Annotated in this window: 18 protein-coding genes; 8 read left to right on the top strand and 10 right to left on the bottom strand. The window is 62.3% G+C overall.

What is annotated here, in order from left to right:
• Positions 1-81: 81 nt before the first annotated feature.
• From FO013_RS00085 to crtI, 6 genes are all read left to right on the top strand, one after another.
• Positions 82-1,353: an MFS transporter gene (locus tag FO013_RS00085; RefSeq protein WP_260847876.1), complete on the top strand. Its 1,272-nt coding sequence runs from the start codon at positions 82-84 to the stop codon at positions 1,351-1,353.
• Complete coding sequence (locus FO013_RS22265; protein ID WP_186292939.1) at positions 1,350-1,490, top strand: hypothetical protein; 141 nt, start codon at positions 1,350-1,352, stop codon at positions 1,488-1,490. Before FO013_RS00085 ends, FO013_RS22265 begins: the two co-directional genes overlap by 4 nt.
• An 82-nt stretch (positions 1,491-1,572) precedes the next feature.
• Complete coding sequence (locus FO013_RS00080; RefSeq protein ID WP_143920464.1) at positions 1,573-1,932, top strand: hypothetical protein; 360 nt, start codon at positions 1,573-1,575, stop codon at positions 1,930-1,932.
• A 137-nt stretch (positions 1,933-2,069) separates the two neighbouring features.
• Positions 2,070-3,605 carry an SDR family oxidoreductase gene (locus FO013_RS00075; protein ID WP_143920463.1) on the top strand — a complete coding sequence of 512 codons (1,536 nt, stop codon included), beginning with the start codon at positions 2,070-2,072 and terminating at the stop codon, positions 3,603-3,605.
• Positions 3,606-3,619: 14 nt separating this feature from the next.
• Positions 3,620-4,507, top strand: coding sequence for a phytoene/squalene synthase family protein (locus tag FO013_RS00070; RefSeq protein ID WP_143920462.1), 888 nt, complete (start codon positions 3,620-3,622; stop codon positions 4,505-4,507).
• Complete coding sequence (gene crtI, locus FO013_RS00065; protein ID WP_143920461.1) at positions 4,504-6,108, top strand: phytoene desaturase family protein; 1,605 nt, start codon at positions 4,504-4,506, stop codon at positions 6,106-6,108. The genes FO013_RS00070 and crtI overlap by 4 nt, the downstream gene beginning before the upstream one ends.
• Here crtI and FO013_RS00060 read toward each other — a convergent pair.
• The 9 genes from FO013_RS00060 to idi form a co-directional block, all read right to left on the bottom strand.
• Entirely contained in the window at positions 6,029-6,880 is an 852-nt protein-coding gene (locus FO013_RS00060; RefSeq protein WP_143920460.1) for a sugar nucleotide-binding protein, read from the bottom strand. The genes crtI and FO013_RS00060 overlap by 80 nt on opposite strands.
• On the bottom strand, positions 6,877-8,376 hold the full coding sequence (locus tag FO013_RS00055; RefSeq protein WP_143920459.1) for a cryptochrome/photolyase family protein: 1,500 nt from the start codon (positions 8,374-8,376) through the stop codon (positions 6,877-6,879). The genes FO013_RS00060 and FO013_RS00055 overlap by 4 nt, the downstream gene beginning before the upstream one ends.
• Positions 8,376-8,858 carry a TspO/MBR family protein gene (locus FO013_RS00050; protein WP_143920458.1) on the bottom strand — a complete coding sequence of 161 codons (483 nt, stop codon included), beginning with the start codon at positions 8,856-8,858 and terminating at the stop codon, positions 8,376-8,378. The genes FO013_RS00055 and FO013_RS00050 overlap by 1 nt, the downstream gene beginning before the upstream one ends.
• Before the next feature lie 89 nt (positions 8,859-8,947).
• The gene (locus FO013_RS00045) at positions 8,948-10,540 is read right to left on the bottom strand and encodes a hydroxysqualene dehydroxylase (protein WP_143920457.1); all 1,593 of its coding nucleotides are present in this window, start codon (positions 10,538-10,540) and stop codon (positions 8,948-8,950) included.
• Positions 10,537-10,863: a lycopene cyclase domain-containing protein gene (locus tag FO013_RS00040; RefSeq protein ID WP_313900558.1), complete on the bottom strand. Its 327-nt coding sequence runs from the start codon at positions 10,861-10,863 to the stop codon at positions 10,537-10,539. Before FO013_RS00040 ends, FO013_RS00045 begins: the two co-directional genes overlap by 4 nt.
• Positions 10,850-11,203, bottom strand: coding sequence for a lycopene cyclase domain-containing protein (locus FO013_RS00035; RefSeq protein WP_143920456.1), 354 nt, complete (start codon positions 11,201-11,203; stop codon positions 10,850-10,852). Before FO013_RS00035 ends, FO013_RS00040 begins: the two co-directional genes overlap by 14 nt.
• Positions 11,200-12,429, bottom strand: coding sequence for a cytochrome P450 (locus tag FO013_RS00030; RefSeq protein WP_260847875.1), 1,230 nt, complete (start codon positions 12,427-12,429; stop codon positions 11,200-11,202). Before FO013_RS00030 ends, FO013_RS00035 begins: the two co-directional genes overlap by 4 nt.
• Entirely contained in the window at positions 12,426-13,490 is a 1,065-nt protein-coding gene (locus tag FO013_RS00025; RefSeq protein ID WP_143920454.1) for a polyprenyl synthetase family protein, read from the bottom strand. Before FO013_RS00025 ends, FO013_RS00030 begins: the two co-directional genes overlap by 4 nt.
• A complete protein-coding gene (gene idi / locus FO013_RS00020) occupies positions 13,483-14,025 on the bottom strand; it encodes an isopentenyl-diphosphate Delta-isomerase (RefSeq protein WP_143920453.1) in 543 nt (180 codons plus the stop codon). The genes FO013_RS00025 and idi overlap by 8 nt, the downstream gene beginning before the upstream one ends.
• Positions 14,026-14,098: 73 nt before the next feature.
• Here idi and FO013_RS00015 point away from each other — a divergent pair, with 73 nt between their 5' ends.
• Both FO013_RS00015 and FO013_RS00010 read left to right on the top strand, forming a co-directional pair.
• Positions 14,099-14,653, top strand: coding sequence for a MarR family winged helix-turn-helix transcriptional regulator (locus FO013_RS00015; protein ID WP_260847874.1), 555 nt, complete (start codon positions 14,099-14,101; stop codon positions 14,651-14,653).
• 73 nt (positions 14,654-14,726) lie between these two features.
• Positions 14,727-15,032: a general stress protein gene (locus FO013_RS00010; protein ID WP_186292938.1), complete on the top strand. Its 306-nt coding sequence runs from the start codon at positions 14,727-14,729 to the stop codon at positions 15,030-15,032.
• 84 nt (positions 15,033-15,116) lie between these two features.
• Here FO013_RS00010 and ku read toward each other — a convergent pair whose 3' ends face one another.
• Positions 15,117-16,010 carry a non-homologous end joining protein Ku gene (gene ku, locus FO013_RS00005; RefSeq protein ID WP_143920451.1) on the bottom strand — a complete coding sequence of 298 codons (894 nt, stop codon included), beginning with the start codon at positions 16,008-16,010 and terminating at the stop codon, positions 15,117-15,119.
• Positions 16,011-16,091: the final 81 nt, after the last annotated feature.

Genomic DNA, 16,091 nt, shown 5'->3' with positions numbered 1-16,091 from the left:
GGTCACCACTCGGACTCAAACCACTGCGGCCCCTCAGTTTGCCTACCATGCGGAAAGGGAGCATGAAGGGAGCGGGGTTTGGTGAGACGAGAGCAGCAGGCACCGAGCCGAAGTCTGCTGACGGTCCTGCTGGGCGCTGTCGGTGCCGGACCGCTGCTGCTCTACGGACTCAGTGCTGTCAGCGACTCGATCATCGTCGACCTCGGCATCTCGGAGGCACAATTCGGTCTCCTGGCCACCGCCTGCTTCGCGTGTGCGGCCATCGGCAACGCCACACTGGCACGTGTCGCCGACAGGCATTCGGACATGTCCCTCATGATCATTGTGTTCGCACTCGCCGCCGCGGCATTGGCACTGGTGGCAGTCCCTGCCGGATTCGTGATGCTGATCATCGCCGCAGCACTGTCGGGCCTTGCTCAGTCTTTCCCCAACGGGGTCACCAATCGGATCCTCCTCGAACGTGTTCCGGTGCAGAAGCGGATCGGCTGGGTGGGGATCAAGCAGTCGGGGGTGCAGGTCAGCCAGCTGGTCGCCAGCGCGGTCTTCCCTCTTCTGGCAGCGGCTGCAGGGTGGCGGGGCGCGGCACTGGTCATCGCACTCGTCCCGCTCGTCCTGATGGTGATGGCCTGGCGTTCGCTGGGCGCCGCACCACTGTTGACCGAGACTTCGGCCTCGGTTGTCGAACCTGATCCCGGTGAACCCGATCTCGAGGGAGGCGTCGACGCTGCCGCTGATCCTGTTGCGCCGGTGACACCCACGCCAGCCGCCTCGCAGCAGTATCCGGGCATGATGTGGGCACTGGCGGCCTTCGGCCTGCTCAACGGCATCGGAGTCCAAGCAACCAACGTCTACATGCCGCTGTTCTCAGTGCGCGAGTTGGACTTTCCGCTCGTGCTCGGCGGTGCCACCGCCGCAGTGGCCGGTGCGATCGGTGTGGCTGCCCGAGTCGGTTGGGCCAGGCAGATGGCTCGCGGTGCTTCTGGGCCCCGCGTGCTGCTGCTTCTTGCGCTCATCGCCGTCACCGGTGCCGCCATGTTCTCTGCCGCTGGTGTGACCGGCTGGCCGTGGCTGCTGTGGCTCGCGGCGGCCCTGCACGGCACCTCGGCACTCGGCGTCTCTGTGGTTCTCATGAGCGCTCTCATTCGATCGATCCCCGCGACCGCGATGGCGTCGGCAAGTGGAATGGTCACCGCCGGGATGTTCACCGGGTTCGCCCTGGGGCCGGTGGCCATGGGGCTGTTGGTCAGCTCACCCGGTGGCTTCTCGCTGGGCTGGGCCGTTGTCGGATTGGTCTACCTGCTCTGCGTTCTGCTGGCAGTTCTGCTCATGCGTGCGTCGAGGAGAAGCGAATGATTCGTTCCTCGCGGAGCTGCTGTCCAGGCGTCCTGCGTAGAATCAGGACTATGCGTAAACGTGTGCTCATCATCGTCCTGGCCGTCATTGCGGTGCTCGGATTGATCGCCGGTATGCTCACCGGCACTCCGTATTGAGCACGCTGAATCGTCCCGGCTGAATTGGCGAGGACGGTGGCCCGCAGGAGAAGCCACTCATCGCTGAGGCATAATAGAACGTATGAACGAATATCAGCGACCGGAATGGCTCAGTCGGTACCAGGACTTCAAGTCGCTGTGCTCAGACGTTTCGGGGGAGTACATCCGCTTCTACCTCACCACAGGTTGTGAGCAGATCAGCTATACACATTCCCAGAACACCGAGGGGCTGCCGAACTACTCGTGCCGTCTCACGGCAGAGGACGGTAGGGTGCTGCTGCTGCCGCTCGAGGACTGGCGCCACCGGATGGAAGAGGTGCCTGGCCTGGTGCGCATCTGGCTGCGAGAGCATACGGATCTCAAGGGCTGCAAGCCTTCCAAGTCCCACTATCAGGGCGACAGGTATTGGTTCGAGCAGTGGCAGCTGGCGAATCCCTGGTGAGCCGGTGAGGCGATCTGATTTCTCGGTGCACGCATGCTGAGGCGTCGCGTGGTCGTGAAGCCGCTTCTGTCCATTGCCAGCCAAGGCAGTTCCGGCTATTACTAGCCAAGCTAGTGAATATTGCCTATGGTGACTAAATGGCGCAATCTCGACTCGAAACCATCGACCCCTCACCTCTCCCGCGAACCGTTCTTGTGCTCGGGGCCACCGGCTATATCGGGGGGAGGCTCGTTCCTCGCCTTCTGCAGGCCGGCCACCACGTTCGTGTCGCCGTGAGATCGCCGCACAAGCTCGAACAGGTGCCCTGGGCCGATGAGGTCGACATCCATCGCGTCGATCTCGACGATGGAGACGGCCTCATCGAGGCCGCAGCCGGAGCGCAGGTCATCCATCATCTCGTCCACTCGATGGGATCGGGGCGTGACTTTGAAGAAAAGGAGGCCGCAACGGCCAGGCGGGTAGCCGAAGCGGCAGAAGCCGCCGGTGTTCGACGTATCGTCTACCTCGGCGGACTCCACCCCGACAAGACGGACCTGTCTATGCACATGCGCTCGCGAGCAGAGGTCGGCCGGATTCTCATCGATTCGCCTGTGCCCACCGTTGCGTTCCAGGCAGGCATCATCATCGGATCAGGCTCGGCTTCGTTTGAGATGGTTCGTCACCTCGCCCTGACATTGAGGCTGATGCCGGCGCCGAGGTGGGTCGGCAATCACGTCGAACCGCTGGCGGTCCGTGATGTGCTCTACTACCTCCTCAAGGCCGTCGATATCGACGGTGACGTCAATCGTGCCTTCGACATCGGATCCCACGATGTTCTCAAGTACGCCGAGATCATGAGAAGATTCGCTGCGATCGCCGGACTCAAACCCCGGCGAGTCATCACGCTTCCGCTGCCTGCGCCCACGCTGTCCGGCATCTGGGTCGGACTCGTCACCCCGCTGCCATTCGCACTGACGCTGCCGCTCGTTCAGTCGCTGCAGGAAGACGCGGTGACCAAGGACCGCGACGTCGATGAGGTCATCCCTCCACCGCCCGAGGAGCTGCTCGACTTCGAGCAGTCCGTGCGTCTGGCTCTGCTGCGCGAAGCCGAAGGAGCCGTCGACACCAATTGGGATGCTGACGCCGGAGGGCTTGCCCAGGCGGCGAAGCCGCTGCCCAATGACCCCGAATGGGCAGGAGAGCGCGTCTTCACCGATGATCGAACACTGCACTTCCCTGATCTGACTCCCAGGCAGCTCTGGCCGGTCATCGAAGGCATCGGTGGGAAGAACGGCTGGTATTCGTGGCCGTTGGCGTGGCGGGTTCGGGGAGTGTGGGACAAGATCGTCGGCGGCGCGGGCCTCAACCGCGGGCGGAGACTTCCCGATCGGCTTCGGGTCGGTGACCCGGTCGACTGGTGGCGAGTCGAAGAGCTCGAGCCCGAGCGTCGGCTGCTCCTGCGGGCGGAGATGCGGGTATCAGGCGGCGCCTGGCTCGAATTCACCACGACCGATGCCGGTCAAGGCTGCGACTTCAGGCAGCGGGCGATCTTCATCCCCAAGGGAGTTCCCGGTCGGATCTACTGGGCCTTCGTCTCTCCCTTTCACCGACTCATCTTTCCTGCCATGGCGAAGAACATTGCCGCAGCTGCGAAGAAATCTCACCCCGGGCGACGCCAGGAACATATTCGTTAGCTAAGCTAGCGAATATGTTCCCGCAGACGCACGAAGTGTTCAGCCACACGGCCCAGCAGGCGGCCGCGGCCGTCATCTCGAACTATTCGACGTCCTTCGGTCTGGCCACCAGATTCCTCGGGCCCACCTATCGGCACCACATCCGCAATATCTACGCCCTTGTCCGGATCGCCGATGAGATCGTTGATGGTCTTGCCGCTGATGCTGGACTCGATGCAGGCGAGCAGCGGCAGCTGCTGGACAACTTCTCTGCCGCAACCCGCAGTGCACTGCACTTCGGCATCAGTGACAACCTCATCATCCACGCGTTTGCGCAGACGGCCAGGACCACCGGAATCACGTTTGATCTCATCGAGCCGTTCTTCGCCTCAATGCGGGCAGATCTGAGCGCCCCGAGTGCGCCCGTCCGCAGTCTCCCTGCGGACGAGCATCGGGATTACGTCTACGGTTCCGCCGAGGTGGTCGGCCTGATGTGCCTCAAGGTCTTCCTCAGCGATCAGATCCGCACCCCCGCCGAGGTCGAGACGCTGGAATTCGGTGCGCGGCAGCTCGGGGCGGCGTTTCAGAACATCAACTTCCTCCGCGATCTGGCCGACGACAGTGCGCGCCTTCATCGCAGCTACCTCACCACTGAGACTCGACTCTCAGATTCTGACAAGACCGCGTGGGTGATCATCATCCGACAGCAGCTCGCGCATGCTCAGGCCACGTTCTCCCTGCTGCCGAAGGACGCCAGAGCAGCCGTGCGAAGTGCTGCTGCACTCTTCGCCGCTCTCAACGACAGGATCGCTCTCACTCCCGTAGATCGCCTCTATCTGGAGCGTGTGCGCATCCCCAACGTGGTGAAGGCGGGTCTTGCATCGCGAGCCATCCTGTCGACAGCGAGGGAAGGACGGCCATGACGCAGCGCATCGGTGTCATCGGTGGAGGTGCGGCGGGCCTCGCCACCGCAGCACTGTTGGCACGCGAAGGACATACCGTCGACCTCTTCGAACAGAATTCCACGCTCGGCGGTCGTATCGGTTCGATCGAGCGGGACGGCTATCGATTCGACACCGGGCCTTCCTGGTACCTCATGCCAGACGTCTACGAACACTTCTTCAACCTCGTCGGGACCTCTGCGAGTGCCGAATTGGATCTGCGCAGTCTTGACCCGGCCTACGCCGTATTCAGTCCCGGCTCGACATCCGCGCCAGGGCAGACGATCACGATTCCGCAGGGCAGAGCTCGAGTGCTCGAGGTATTCGAACGCGTCGAGAGGGGCAGCGGCCGTTCTCTGAGCCGATACCTGGCATCGGCCGACCGCGCCAAGAACATGGCGATCGACTACTTCCTCTACAATCCCTTCACTTCACCGATATCGATGCTTCGGACAGAGATCATGACCGCGCTCCCCACCTTGATTCGTCTGCTCGGCACATCTCTTGAACGCTTCTCCTCCGCCGCGGTGAGACATCCCGTGCTGAGACAGATCCTCCAATATCCGGCAATCTTCCTCGGCACGGACCCGCGAACGGCACCTGCGATCTACCACCTGATGAGTGCCTTGGATCTCGACGACGGGGTCCGATACCCGATGGGAGGATTCAGATCCATCGTCGACGCGGTGACCCGCATCGTCGAAGAATCCGGAGTCCGCGTGCACACCAACGCTGCGGTGGAGCACATATCTGCCGTCACGCACAGCCGTCGACGCCGGAAAGCCACCGGTCTCGTCTGGACGGATCACGAGGGCCGAAAGCACGAACACCGCTGTGACATCGTGGTCTCCGCCGCTGATCTCCACCACACGGAGACTCGACTCCTCGATCCTGTCGATCGGAGCTTCCCTGAAAGCTGGTGGGAGAGGGTGACGAGCGGGCCGGGTGCCATTCTGGTCTTCCTCGGAATTGAGGGAGAAGTCCCGCAGCTTCCCCATCACTCACTGTTCTTCACCGACGACTGGTCGACCAACTTCGACGACATCTTCGGCCCTCGACCGAAGATCTCCTCCCCAGCATCGGCCTATGTGTGCAAACCCAGCCACACCGATCCCAGCGTGGCACCACCCGATCACGAGAATCTCTTCATCCTCATACCCGTGCCTGCTGATGCAGGCCTGGGTGCAGGCGGCAGCGATGGGCAGGGAGATCCGCGCATCGAGCGTGCGGCGGATCGAGCCATCGATCAGATTGCGCAATGGGCGGGCGTTCCTGACCTGAGAGCTCGGATCAGATTTCGGCAGACACAGGGTCCGACGGATTTCTCCAGCAACTTCAATTCGTGGCTGGGCGGGATGCTCGGGCCTGCCCATACGCTGCGGCAGAGCGCTATGTTCCGCCAGCAGAATGCCTCCAAGAAGGTAGAGGGACTCTTCTACGCCGGTGCAACGACGGCACCCGGTGTCGGTGTGCCGATGTGCCTGATCAGCGCTGAACTGGTTCTCAAACACATCCGTGGGGACTCAAGCCCGGGTCCGCTGCCGGCGCAAGATCGCGCAACTGGTGCCGGTATCCGTCTCTGAACGTTGGAAACTCCAATGCTCCGATGAAGTCATGGAGCCGAGTGTTCTCGATTCGTCTTCCCGCCTCGGGCTCTTTCCTCAGGTCTGGCGGAGGCGAGACGTTCAGCGCGGAAGCCAGGAACTCGACGACCTCGCCCAACTGAACTGGACACGAGTCCGCGGCATGCAACAGCTGCGGCGGGTCAGAAGTGAACAGGAGAGCTTCCACGGTACGAATGAGATCTCTGTAGTGAATGCGATTCGTCCACCGTCGGTAGTTCACTGCTCGGCCGGAGAGAACTCCGTCGACGAGACGAGAATCCTCGCGACCATAGATCCCGGCGGCCCGAACGATCGAGGCGGAAGGGAACGCACTGCGAATCAGATTCTCGGTCTCCCAGAGAGTGCGTGCAGGAGCCGACTCAGGCAGGGGCTCAGTGTCCTCATCTGCAGTCTCGCCAGGCGACGCACTGCCGAGGACCCGAGTCGAGGACACGAGGATCACCCGTTTGGGTCGGGATCTCAGGATGCTGATCAGGCCCTCGACTCCACGGCGATACGTCTGCTCATAACTCGCATCGGAATAGTCATCGGGAGTCAGCGTGATGACCACTGCATCGATGCCGTCGATGGTGGTGTCACCGGGGTTGCCGAGGTCCACAGCAAGCGTCTCGAACGAGTCGGGAAGCTGCTCGGGACGCCGGCGTGCACCGACGACTTCATGGCCGCTTCGCACCAGCCGCAGGCCCAGACGGGTTCCGAGACCACCACATCCTGCTAGAAGCACCTTCATGATCGGACCGCTTTCGTATCGTCATCGCCCGCGGACACATCGCCTGCGGACGCATCGCCTGCGGAGAAATTCTTCATCCGATCGTAGGCACTCAATGCGGCCTGTCGCGAATCCGCGAGGTCGACGATGGGAGCAGGCGCCGCAGCTGGGGGATATGGAAGCCAGCCGTCGACGTAGGTGCCGTCGGGATCGAAGCGTTCGCGTTGGCGTTCGGGATTGAAGACTCGGAAATAGGGAGCGGCATCGGCTCCGCTTCCCGCGACCCACTGCCAGGAGACCGGGTTGTTGGCTTCATCTGCGTCGACGAGGGTGTCCCAGAACCACTGCTCACCGCACCACCAATGTTGGAGGAGGTTCTTGGTGAGAAAGCTCGCCGTGACCATCCGAACTCTGTTGTGCATCCACCCGGTCTCCCACAGCTGTGCCATGCCAGCGTCGACGAGTGGATAGCCTGTGGCCCCCGACCTCCAGTGCGCCAGAGCCTCATCGTCGTCTTCGTAGGGGAAGTTCCTGAACTCGCTCCTGATCGGTGTGTAGTCGATGTCGGGGTAGTGATAAGTCAGATGCCAGGAGAATTCGCGCCAGTAGAGCTGACGAACCCATGCTGCGCGGTCGTCTGAGGTGACGGACCTCGTCGTCTGGGCGGCGTGGAGGAGCTGCCGCGGTGACAGTTCTCCGAACCGCAGCCTCGGCGAGAGTCGAGAGGTGCTGTTGGCATCCGAGGGAACATCCCTGGTGGAGCTGTAGCCGTCGATGCCCACCGCCAGATCGTCGAGCTGGTCGGCAGCGGCCCGGGTTCCCGGCAGCCAGTGGCAGGCGATGGTGTCCTGCCACCATCGGGGACCGCGGACTGCTGCGAAATGTCCTGAACCGGTCCCTGTGCCGTCGAGGAGCCCCAGTCCGTCGAGGTCGGTCACGGCTGCGCAGTCTCGCGTGGATTCCACCAGAGACGGGTCGATTGGTGACTGTGGTTCGGGAGTGGGCAGCACGTCACCGACCTCGCGTCCTGACACGGCCTTCCAGAACGGGGTGAAGACCTTGTAGTGGTCACCACCCTGAGGTGCGACCGTCCACGGTTCGACGAGGAGAGACCCGATGTGGGAATGGACAGCGAAGCCCCGCTCGCGGAGTACGGACTTGATCTGGCTGTCGAGCGCCCGGGAGGCAGGGGCATAGCGGCGTGACCACCGGACCGCACCGACGCCGAGGCTGTTGGCCAGCCGCGGAACGATCGCAGCCGCCTCTCCTGCGGCGAAGAGCAGAGGAATTCCCAGATCAGAGAGTTCTTGGTGGAGAACTGCCAACGATTCGTGCGCCCACCATCGGCTGGCCCCGCCCAATGGTCTTGGCCCCAGCCCCTGACCGTCGCGAGTCTCACGAATCCACACGGCGATGACGCGGCCATCGGCACGCGCCGCCGTGAGTGCTGCGTGGTCACTCACGCGCAGGTCATCACGAAACCACACCAGAGTGAGGTCCTCCTCGGTCGTGCCCATCAGCGACCGCTCGGATTGAGACGCAGGATCTCCGCGTTGAGAACGGTCGCGAATCCCACCCACGCCGCGTACGGTGCGAGTGCTGCAGCCGACACCCGATCGACCTTTGCGGCCTTCGTCAGCAGTCTCAGCGTCGATGCTTCCAACACGGCCGAGGTGAGGAGAGAAGCATCCGGTCGCCGAGCGGAGAAGAACAGCCAACTCCATGCCACATTGACTGCCATGTTCGCGCCCAACTCTTCCAGGTACGCTCGTCGGTCCCGCTTGTTCGGCAAGCGATTCAGAACGCGGCCCGATGCGAATGCTGTCAACGAATACAAGGTTGTCCACGCGGGACCGAAGACCTGGCCCGGTGGTTGCCATGCAGGCTTCTTCAGATTCGAGTACCAAGCAGTATCGACCTTCGTGCCGAGTGCACCGAGTGTGGCTGCTCCGGCACACAGAGCCGACGGAAGGATGAAGCGTTTCCAGTCAGTGCTCATGAGTTCCTCTCTGTGATTTGCAGTGATGCTCGTTCGGAAGCAGGCGGTCGGCGGTGTCGTCGCGTGAACTCTGGCAGGCGGCGTCTCATCTACCTAGCCTGCCCCAACACCCCACGCCCCAGGCGCCCCAACACCCCGCGCCCCAGGCGCCCGAGCACCCCGCGTCTCAGCAGTCCGCGAGTCGGTGGTGACCACAGCGGGGTCCCCTCGACCCTCCACGAGGAGAGCAGGTGGTTGGCCGCCATATAACCGGTCGTCGCAGCGCGTTCCATCAGCGCCACCGGGAGATTGCATCGCACATAGTCACCGGCGACGACCAGTCCCGGAACCGGGGTGACGGCTTCGGGGCGCTCATCCCAGGGGCGCGTGTCCGTCAACGGGCAGTCTGCTGTGATGAGCAGCTCCTGGTCGACGATGGGCAGATGGGCGGTTTCGGGGTAGACCTGATGCAGGTCGGAGAGCAGGCGGGCCACGATGCTCGCCCTGTCCTGCTCGGATGGATCGGCGTCGATGTCGAGCGCGTAGGCGTGGAGTTCCAGGACCGAGCCGTGGTGAGATTGCGCCCACCGGCTGGCACCGTCCTCGAAGCGTTCGAGCACCGAGACATTGTCGAGGACGTCGTATCCGCTGGTGCCGAGGAACGCCGATCGGTGGTCAGCCACGGGTGCACCGAGCCAGAGACGAAGCACCGCGAAGGCGGGTGCGTTGGTCAGTGAATCGATGTTTTCAAGCCACTCCTGTGCGGTGACAGCGGTGGGCACGATCGAGTCGTGGCTGGCTCTCAGCAGCTCGCGGGCTCGCGCGGGGTCGGCGGCGAGAACCACAGCGTCCCCGTGGACCTCGTGGTCACCGGTCGACACCATCCAGCCGGAGGACGTGGCTTCAAGGGAGGTCACCATCTCACCGGTGCGGATCTGCACCCCCAGCTCGGTGAGATAGTCGGCCAGCGGAGCCCAGAGCGCGGTGTCGTAGTCATCGACGGGGACGTCGAAGAGCAGCCCCTCGGCCGATCCCGCGAAGTAGGTGTGGAACATGGCGATGAGCTCTCCGGCGGAGAAATCGGCCGGATCGGCGAAGAATGAGCGTGCGAACACCTCAAGAGCCAGATGGCGGGCCTCCTCGGGGAAGCGCAGCCGGTCGAGGAAGTCTGCCGCGGACTCACCGTCGTATTGTCGGTAGGTGGCGGGAAACTCGACGTCGATGAGTTCCACCGCAGCCGGGATGTCGACGTCGAGGAGCCGATGCAGAGGGAACGTCGGACTCCGCCAGACGAAGCCGAGGAGATTGAACGGTGGAGTTCGGGGGATCGAGGCGAAGGTGTCCGTGAGGCCTCGGCGATGGGTGAGAGGGTAGTCGTCGACGGGCTCCAGCCGGTGGAGCTCGGGATCTGCCCGACTGAGCAGATCGCGAAGGTTGTAGTACTGCCGAAAGAAGGCGTGGAATCCTCGGCTCATGGTCCGATCGGCCTCGACCGGCCACGCCCCCACACGTCCGCCGAGGTGGTCCTCGGCCTCGATCACAGTGACCTTGACGCCGTGTTCGGCGAGGATCGTGGCCGCGGACAATCCCGCGATGCCCCCGCCGATGACCGTGACCCGTTTGGGTCTGAGAGGGCGAGGACGTCCCTGCGGTGCTGGGATGTTCTCAGCACGTCGATCTCTGGGTCGTGGTCCAGGTGTCATTCGGTGCCCTTCTGCAGACGGTTGAGCTGCCACTGCCACATCATGAGCACAGAGGTGATCATGGCGAATCCGAATCCGAAGTCTTCGATCGGGATGTCCCAGGGGAAGCGCAGATTCAGGAACTGAGACGGGTTGTAGATGACGATGGGGTCGGTCAGTTTGGTCAGCCATCCGTCGACCAGGCATTGGAATCCCAGACAGATGGCGAGCGCGACCCAGTACTTCGCGCGTCGGAAGATCCCGCTGCGGAAGACGAAGACCTCGAGCCCGATGACGACCACCATTCCGAGGATCGTCATCAGCGTGTATTCAGGCACCATCATTGCCTCCCCTTCTGCTCTTGGCCTTCTTGGCGAAGAATTCGAGCACGGTGCCCACAGCTTCGTAACTGAGCAGAGCGCAGATCGGGATGACGATGAAGAAGACGATCTCTTCCAACGGAAGGTCGCCGAGGTGGATGCCGGTGACGTACTTCGGGTTGTAGGTCCAGTGATCGCGGGAAATGGCGACGATGTCCCAGAGTGAGAAGATGAGGACGATCGGAACAAGAGATCCGACCAGGATCTTCCAGCGTCGATACACCCTGGCGGAGAACACCAGTTCCAGAGGAAGTGTGATCAGCAGGCAGGCACCCATCAGCGCCAGATATTGGAATGAGCTCATATCGGCTCTCTCGTGGCTGCTGGGCGCGACCTGTCCATCAGGCTCAGATCCAAGCCGCGCAGGCGATACCCCTCGATGAGGTTGTCCCAGCTGATCGAGGGTTCACGGAGAATGCGGGGTCGACGGGCCAGCAGCGGGTGCAGGAGGGCATCGGTTTCGAACAGCGCCAATGCTTGACCGGGGCAGCTGTGTGCTCCGTCGCTGAAGCTCAATCCCGCTGCAGGCGTTCCCTGCTTCCGCTCCCGTCTCGGGCAGAGAGCATCCGGGCTCGCCCCCATCACCTGCGGATCGGCGTTCGTCTGCTGGACGCACACGTCGATCAGATCGCCTTGGGAGATGGTGTGGACGCGACCGTCGTCGGTGATGTCGATATCGGTCTGTGCCCGCCGGTAGAGGTGGCCGACCACCGGGTCGAGGCGGATGATCTCTTCCAGCATCGCCAACCTGGCCGGTTGTGGCGCCTGACGATATGTGCGGCCCAACTCGTCGTCAGACAGCAGGTGCCAACACGCCATAGAGATGAATTCACGAGTAGTGACCATGCCCGCAGTGCCATAGGTCATGCATTCGACGAGGATGTCGGCAGTGCCGTATCCGGCGTCAAGCAGATGGGAGAGGACATCGTCACGTCGCCGTGCGCGACGGGCGCGGATCGCCGGTCGCACATCGGCGGAGTAGAACCGCGCGATCGGGACGAGTCCGTTGATGGCCGCCTGCATCCACTGCCGAGGTGTGCGTCCCATCGATGGAGCGGAGAGGTCGACCGGGGGCTGTTTGAAGAATCCGACGAGGCGCTTGGACATTCCGGCAACCGACGATTCGGTCAGCCCCACTACCGTGGCGGTGACCTCGACCGAGTAGTCCAGAGCGAGGTCGTCAAGGCGGCATGTGCCCTCCGCGACGGCATCGTCGATGATGGCCTGAGCGCGGTCGTTGATGAAATCTCCGTACTTGGCCGAGACCACGGAAGGGGCGAAGAACCGCGCGACTTCTCTGCGTTGCGCATCGTGATCATCACCATCGGAGATCAGGATCGGATGATGGCGAAAGTAGCCCCGCGGAATCTTCTCCGCGGTGAATCCGGCCTGCGTGGTCTGTCGGCGGGCACGCAGCACCTGCCGAGCCGCCTCGAACGACCGGATCCTCCACATGTCTTGCTCATGGTCGATTCGGGGCTCTGTCCTCTCATCGTCCCTGAGAGCCTTGCGCATGGGCAGCGAGTTCATGCGGTGCGGCGATTGCACTCGGAGGTCAGTTCGATGAGCTGATGACGCAACGCGGGTGGCAGAGTCGATTCTCGAATGAATCGGTACAGGCCCTCACAGCGTTCGGAGATGATGGACTCGACGAAGACGAGCGCACCGGATTCCTCGACGACTTTGCGCAGCCGATGGCCATCGGCGGTGCTCAGCATCCTGTCCCCGAAGAGGTGCTGGACGTCTGCCCACGAGGGATCAGACCGGGCGAAGGCGATGAGCAATGTCTCTTTGCCCTCGCGGAGGTCGCTGAAGTTGGACTTTCCCGTCACCTGCTCGTCCCCGAACAGGCCGAGGACGTCATCGCGCAGCTGGTAGACCACGCCGATCTGCACAGCGATGGCGGCCAGTTCCTCAGCGAGTGCGGTGTTGGCCCCAGCCAGAACGGCCGCGATGAGCAGAGGCGCCTGAAACGAGTACACGGCGGTCTTCTGTCCGGCCATCTCAAGGACTTCCTGTGAACGCGCCTCTTCCAGATGCAGGCTCAGCCATACATCGGAGTGTTCTCCCGCCGCGCTCTGGAACACAGTGTCATCGAAGATGTCGAGGATGGCCCGGCGCTTGGCGTCGTCGACATCGAGCCGAGCCAGCAGAGAATGGGCGAGGGTGAGCATCAGGTCACCGCCCAGCAGTGCTGTTGCGTTTCCCCACGCCTGAGCCTCACGTCGGCCGGCACTGCGGCGCATCGCGTCGGAGGCGAACTCTCCGGAGATGTTCGCCTCACCACGGCGGACGGTGTCGTTGTCGATGACATCGTCATGGATGACGAGGGCGATGTGCAGCAGCTGCATTGCACAGGCCGCATCGACGGCGGCTGCCTGGTCGCCTCCGCCCAGACTGCGATGGGCATCCATGAGCAGTCGCGGCCGGATCAACTTACCGCCCGTGGCCATACGCGTCAGCGACTCCCAGAGCTGCCCGTACTGTGGAGAGCCGCCGCGAGACCGTTGCCGTCCCTCCGCGAGCACCTGCGCGAGCCGGTCCTGGAACGAGAACGCGATGTCATCGAGCGGGGTGATGGAATCAGTCATAGAATCCTGCCTCGGCAATGTGCTCGGCGATATGTGGTGCAAGTTCGGGGAAGTGCTCGACCAACCACGGGCTGAACGCCCATGGAGCCGAGTCGATCGCCGTTGTCAGCTCCGCGACCGTCGTCCACTGAGTCTGGGCCACCTCGGCGGGATTGGGTGCCATCGACGATGTGGCCCGGGCGATGAAGACGGGGCAGAGTTCGTTCTCTTCGATTCCGGAGGCGTCACGGGCGACGTAGGCAAAGTCGGGGACGGCGCAGGTGATGCGATCAATGCTCAGCCCGAGCTCGAACCGGGAGCGGCGGCTGAGGGCCTCCTCAAACGATTCCCCGGGTGCGGGATGGCCGCAGAAGGAATTCGTCCATACTCCCGGCCACGTCCTCTTCGACAGTGCGCGCCGTGTGACGAGGAGACGGCCGCGTCGGTCCACGACATGGCATGAGAATGCCAAGTGCCGTGGAGTGGAGACTCCATGGACTGCGGCTTTGTCTTCCACGCCGATGGGGTCTCCGGTGCGGTCGACGAGAACAACCATTTCCACAGTTCGAACCCACTTTCGTTAGCCAGGCGAGAGGTTTAATCTAGCATAGCAACGGTATGCTGTCATCGTGTCGAGTACAGAGCGGAGAATCCACCCGGAGTCAGAATTGAAGTACTTTTCGAACGACCCCGAGTTCTCCGATCGTTCGCAGCTGACGCAGTCCGAAATCACGCAATGCATGTCCGTCATGGAGGCGCTGCGCCGCTGGCGGGAAGCAGACCGGGCATTGTCGGAGGCGTCCAGACGGTATATGCGCCTCAACGAGAGTGATATGCGCGCCATTCGAATGCTCATGCAAGCGCAGAGGCAGGGCCAGATCATCACCCCGAGGGACATTGCCCATGAAGTGGGGATCTCCAGCGCATCGACGACGAAGCTCATCGATCGCCTCGTCGCAGCAGGTCACCTGATTCGTGCACCGCATCCCAAAGATCAGCGGACGATCTGCATCAATGTGACTCCTCAGACCGCCAAGGCGGCACGTGAGACGATCGGTCGCCAACACGCGCGCCGCTTTGATGTCGCAGCCTCCATGAGCAGTGATGATCGCGAGGTCGTCGTCCGGTTTCTCACAGCGCTGGCCAAGGCCGACGAGCCGCAGGGAGATCTGGCCGAGCAGTGACGTCGCCGGCACCGTGATGAGATACTGCGGGTAGTCACTGGTTCGAACGAGGAGCTGAACTGGAATGAAAGCAATGGTGAAGGCATTTCAGGACGATATCGGGCTGCTGAACGAGCTGAAGAAGCAAGCATCGAAGGGTGTTCCGAAGGAATGTCTCCATGTGTTCGCCCACGATGACGAACGCATCGACTGCATCGTCGGCGATGCCACATTCCAGCCTGTCGATATCGCGGACCTCGCTGCCGATCGCTACAACGAAGAAGACTCTGAGCTCAGAACCGTTTTCAGCGGATTCGGCTTCGGTTCAGAAGAGTGCGATGGCCTCGAGGCGAAGCTCGCCAATGGAAAGCTCCTGTTGGTGATCGGTCAGCCGAACTGATCACAGTCGTGCTGCCAAAGCGCTGACGATTCGTCAGTACGCACGGAGTACCGTGCGAACTCATCTGAGGGTTCTTTCTTCGCGTCATCCGGTCTTCTTCTTGGCGCCTGATTTCGAAGACGAGGACTTTCCAGACGACGTTTTTCCGGACGTCTTCTTCGCGCCGGATCTGTTCGAGCCCTTCTTCGAGGAGCGTGAGGTGTCGACGGATTTGCGCAGCGCCTCCATCAGATCGATGACATCGCCGCTGGGCTCCTCATTCTCGTCCTCGTCAGGGAAGGCCTTCTCCAGGTCGAGGGTCTCTCCCTTGTCGATCTTCGCGTCGATGAGCTTGCGCAGTTCATCCTGGTAGTCGTCGTTGAACTCCTCCGGTGTGAAGTCCTCCGAGTACGATTCGACGAGTTTGGCTGACATCTCCAGTTCCTTTTTGGAGATCTTCGCCTGGGAGTTCACTCCCTTGAAATCGACGTCGCGGATCTCATCGGCCCAGCGCAATGTCTGGATCATGAGCACCTTTCCGCACACTCGCAGGATCGCCAGTCGGGTGCGGGTGCGCAGAGTGATCTTCACGATGGCCGTGCGGTCGGTGTCTTCGAGCGTCTGCCGCAGAAGCAGATAGGCCTTCGGTGTCTTCGACGTCGGCTCCAGGAAGTACGATTTCTCCAGCATGATCGGGTCGATCTGATCGTTGGGTACGAACTGGAGGACCTCAAGATCGTCGTTCTCATCGGCGGGCAGGGCCTCGAAATCGTCTTTTGTGAGAATCACGCGGTTGTCGCCGTCGTCGTAGGCCTTGACTATGTCGTCGAACTCAACGACTTTCCCACACTCCTGACAACGGTGTTGATTGCGGATGCGTCCGCCGTCCTTCTCATGCACCTGGTGCATGCTGACATCGTGGTTCTCGGTGGCCGAGTAGAGCTTCACCGGCACGTTGACGAGACCAAACGCAATCGATCCGGTCCAAATGGCTCTCATGCATCCATTGAAACTCAGTCCCAGCGCCTTGGCTACCCCCCGACAAGACTCAGATAAACAGCCCGGATGCCACCCTCGGTG

Source organism: Brevibacterium aurantiacum, assembly GCF_007558825.1.
Classification (GTDB): domain Bacteria; phylum Actinomycetota; class Actinomycetes; order Actinomycetales; family Brevibacteriaceae; genus Brevibacterium; species Brevibacterium aurantiacum_A.
This window is presented reverse-complemented; position numbering and strand designations above follow the sequence as displayed.

Excerpts from the sequence above, each read along its gene's own strand:
- FO013_RS00040 (WP_313900558.1), bottom strand. The coding sequence starts at position 10,863 with ATGATGGTGCCTGAATACACGCTGATGACGATCCTCGGAATGGTGGTC.
- FO013_RS00055 (WP_143920459.1), bottom strand. The coding sequence starts at position 8,376 with ATGGGCACGACCGAGGAGGACCTCACTCTGGTGTGGTTTCGTGATGAC.
- FO013_RS00080 (WP_143920464.1), top strand. The coding sequence starts at position 1,573 with ATGAACGAATATCAGCGACCGGAATGGCTCAGTCGGTACCAGGACTTC.
- FO013_RS00070 (WP_143920462.1), top strand. The coding sequence starts at position 3,620 with ATGTTCCCGCAGACGCACGAAGTGTTCAGCCACACGGCCCAGCAGGCG.
- FO013_RS00035 (WP_143920456.1), bottom strand. The coding sequence starts at position 11,203 with ATGAGCTCATTCCAATATCTGGCGCTGATGGGTGCCTGCCTGCTGATC.
- FO013_RS00075 (WP_143920463.1), top strand. The coding sequence starts at position 2,070 with ATGGCGCAATCTCGACTCGAAACCATCGACCCCTCACCTCTCCCGCGA.
- FO013_RS00050 (WP_143920458.1), bottom strand. The coding sequence starts at position 8,858 with ATGAGCACTGACTGGAAACGCTTCATCCTTCCGTCGGCTCTGTGTGCC.
- FO013_RS00045 (WP_143920457.1), bottom strand. The coding sequence starts at position 10,540 with ATGACACCTGGACCACGACCCAGAGATCGACGTGCTGAGAACATCCCA.
- FO013_RS00025 (WP_143920454.1), bottom strand. The coding sequence starts at position 13,490 with ATGACTGATTCCATCACCCCGCTCGATGACATCGCGTTCTCGTTCCAG.
- crtI (WP_143920461.1), top strand. The coding sequence starts at position 4,504 with ATGACGCAGCGCATCGGTGTCATCGGTGGAGGTGCGGCGGGCCTCGCC.
- FO013_RS00030 (WP_260847875.1), bottom strand. The coding sequence starts at position 12,429 with ATGAACTCGCTGCCCATGCGCAAGGCTCTCAGGGACGATGAGAGGACA.
- FO013_RS00060 (WP_143920460.1), bottom strand. The coding sequence starts at position 6,880 with ATGAAGGTGCTTCTAGCAGGATGTGGTGGTCTCGGAACCCGTCTGGGC.
- idi (WP_143920453.1), bottom strand. The coding sequence starts at position 14,025 with ATGGTTGTTCTCGTCGACCGCACCGGAGACCCCATCGGCGTGGAAGAC.
- FO013_RS22265 (WP_186292939.1), top strand. The coding sequence starts at position 1,350 with ATGATTCGTTCCTCGCGGAGCTGCTGTCCAGGCGTCCTGCGTAGAATC.
- FO013_RS00010 (WP_186292938.1), top strand. The coding sequence starts at position 14,727 with ATGGTGAAGGCATTTCAGGACGATATCGGGCTGCTGAACGAGCTGAAG.
- ku (WP_143920451.1), bottom strand. The coding sequence starts at position 16,010 with ATGAGAGCCATTTGGACCGGATCGATTGCGTTTGGTCTCGTCAACGTG.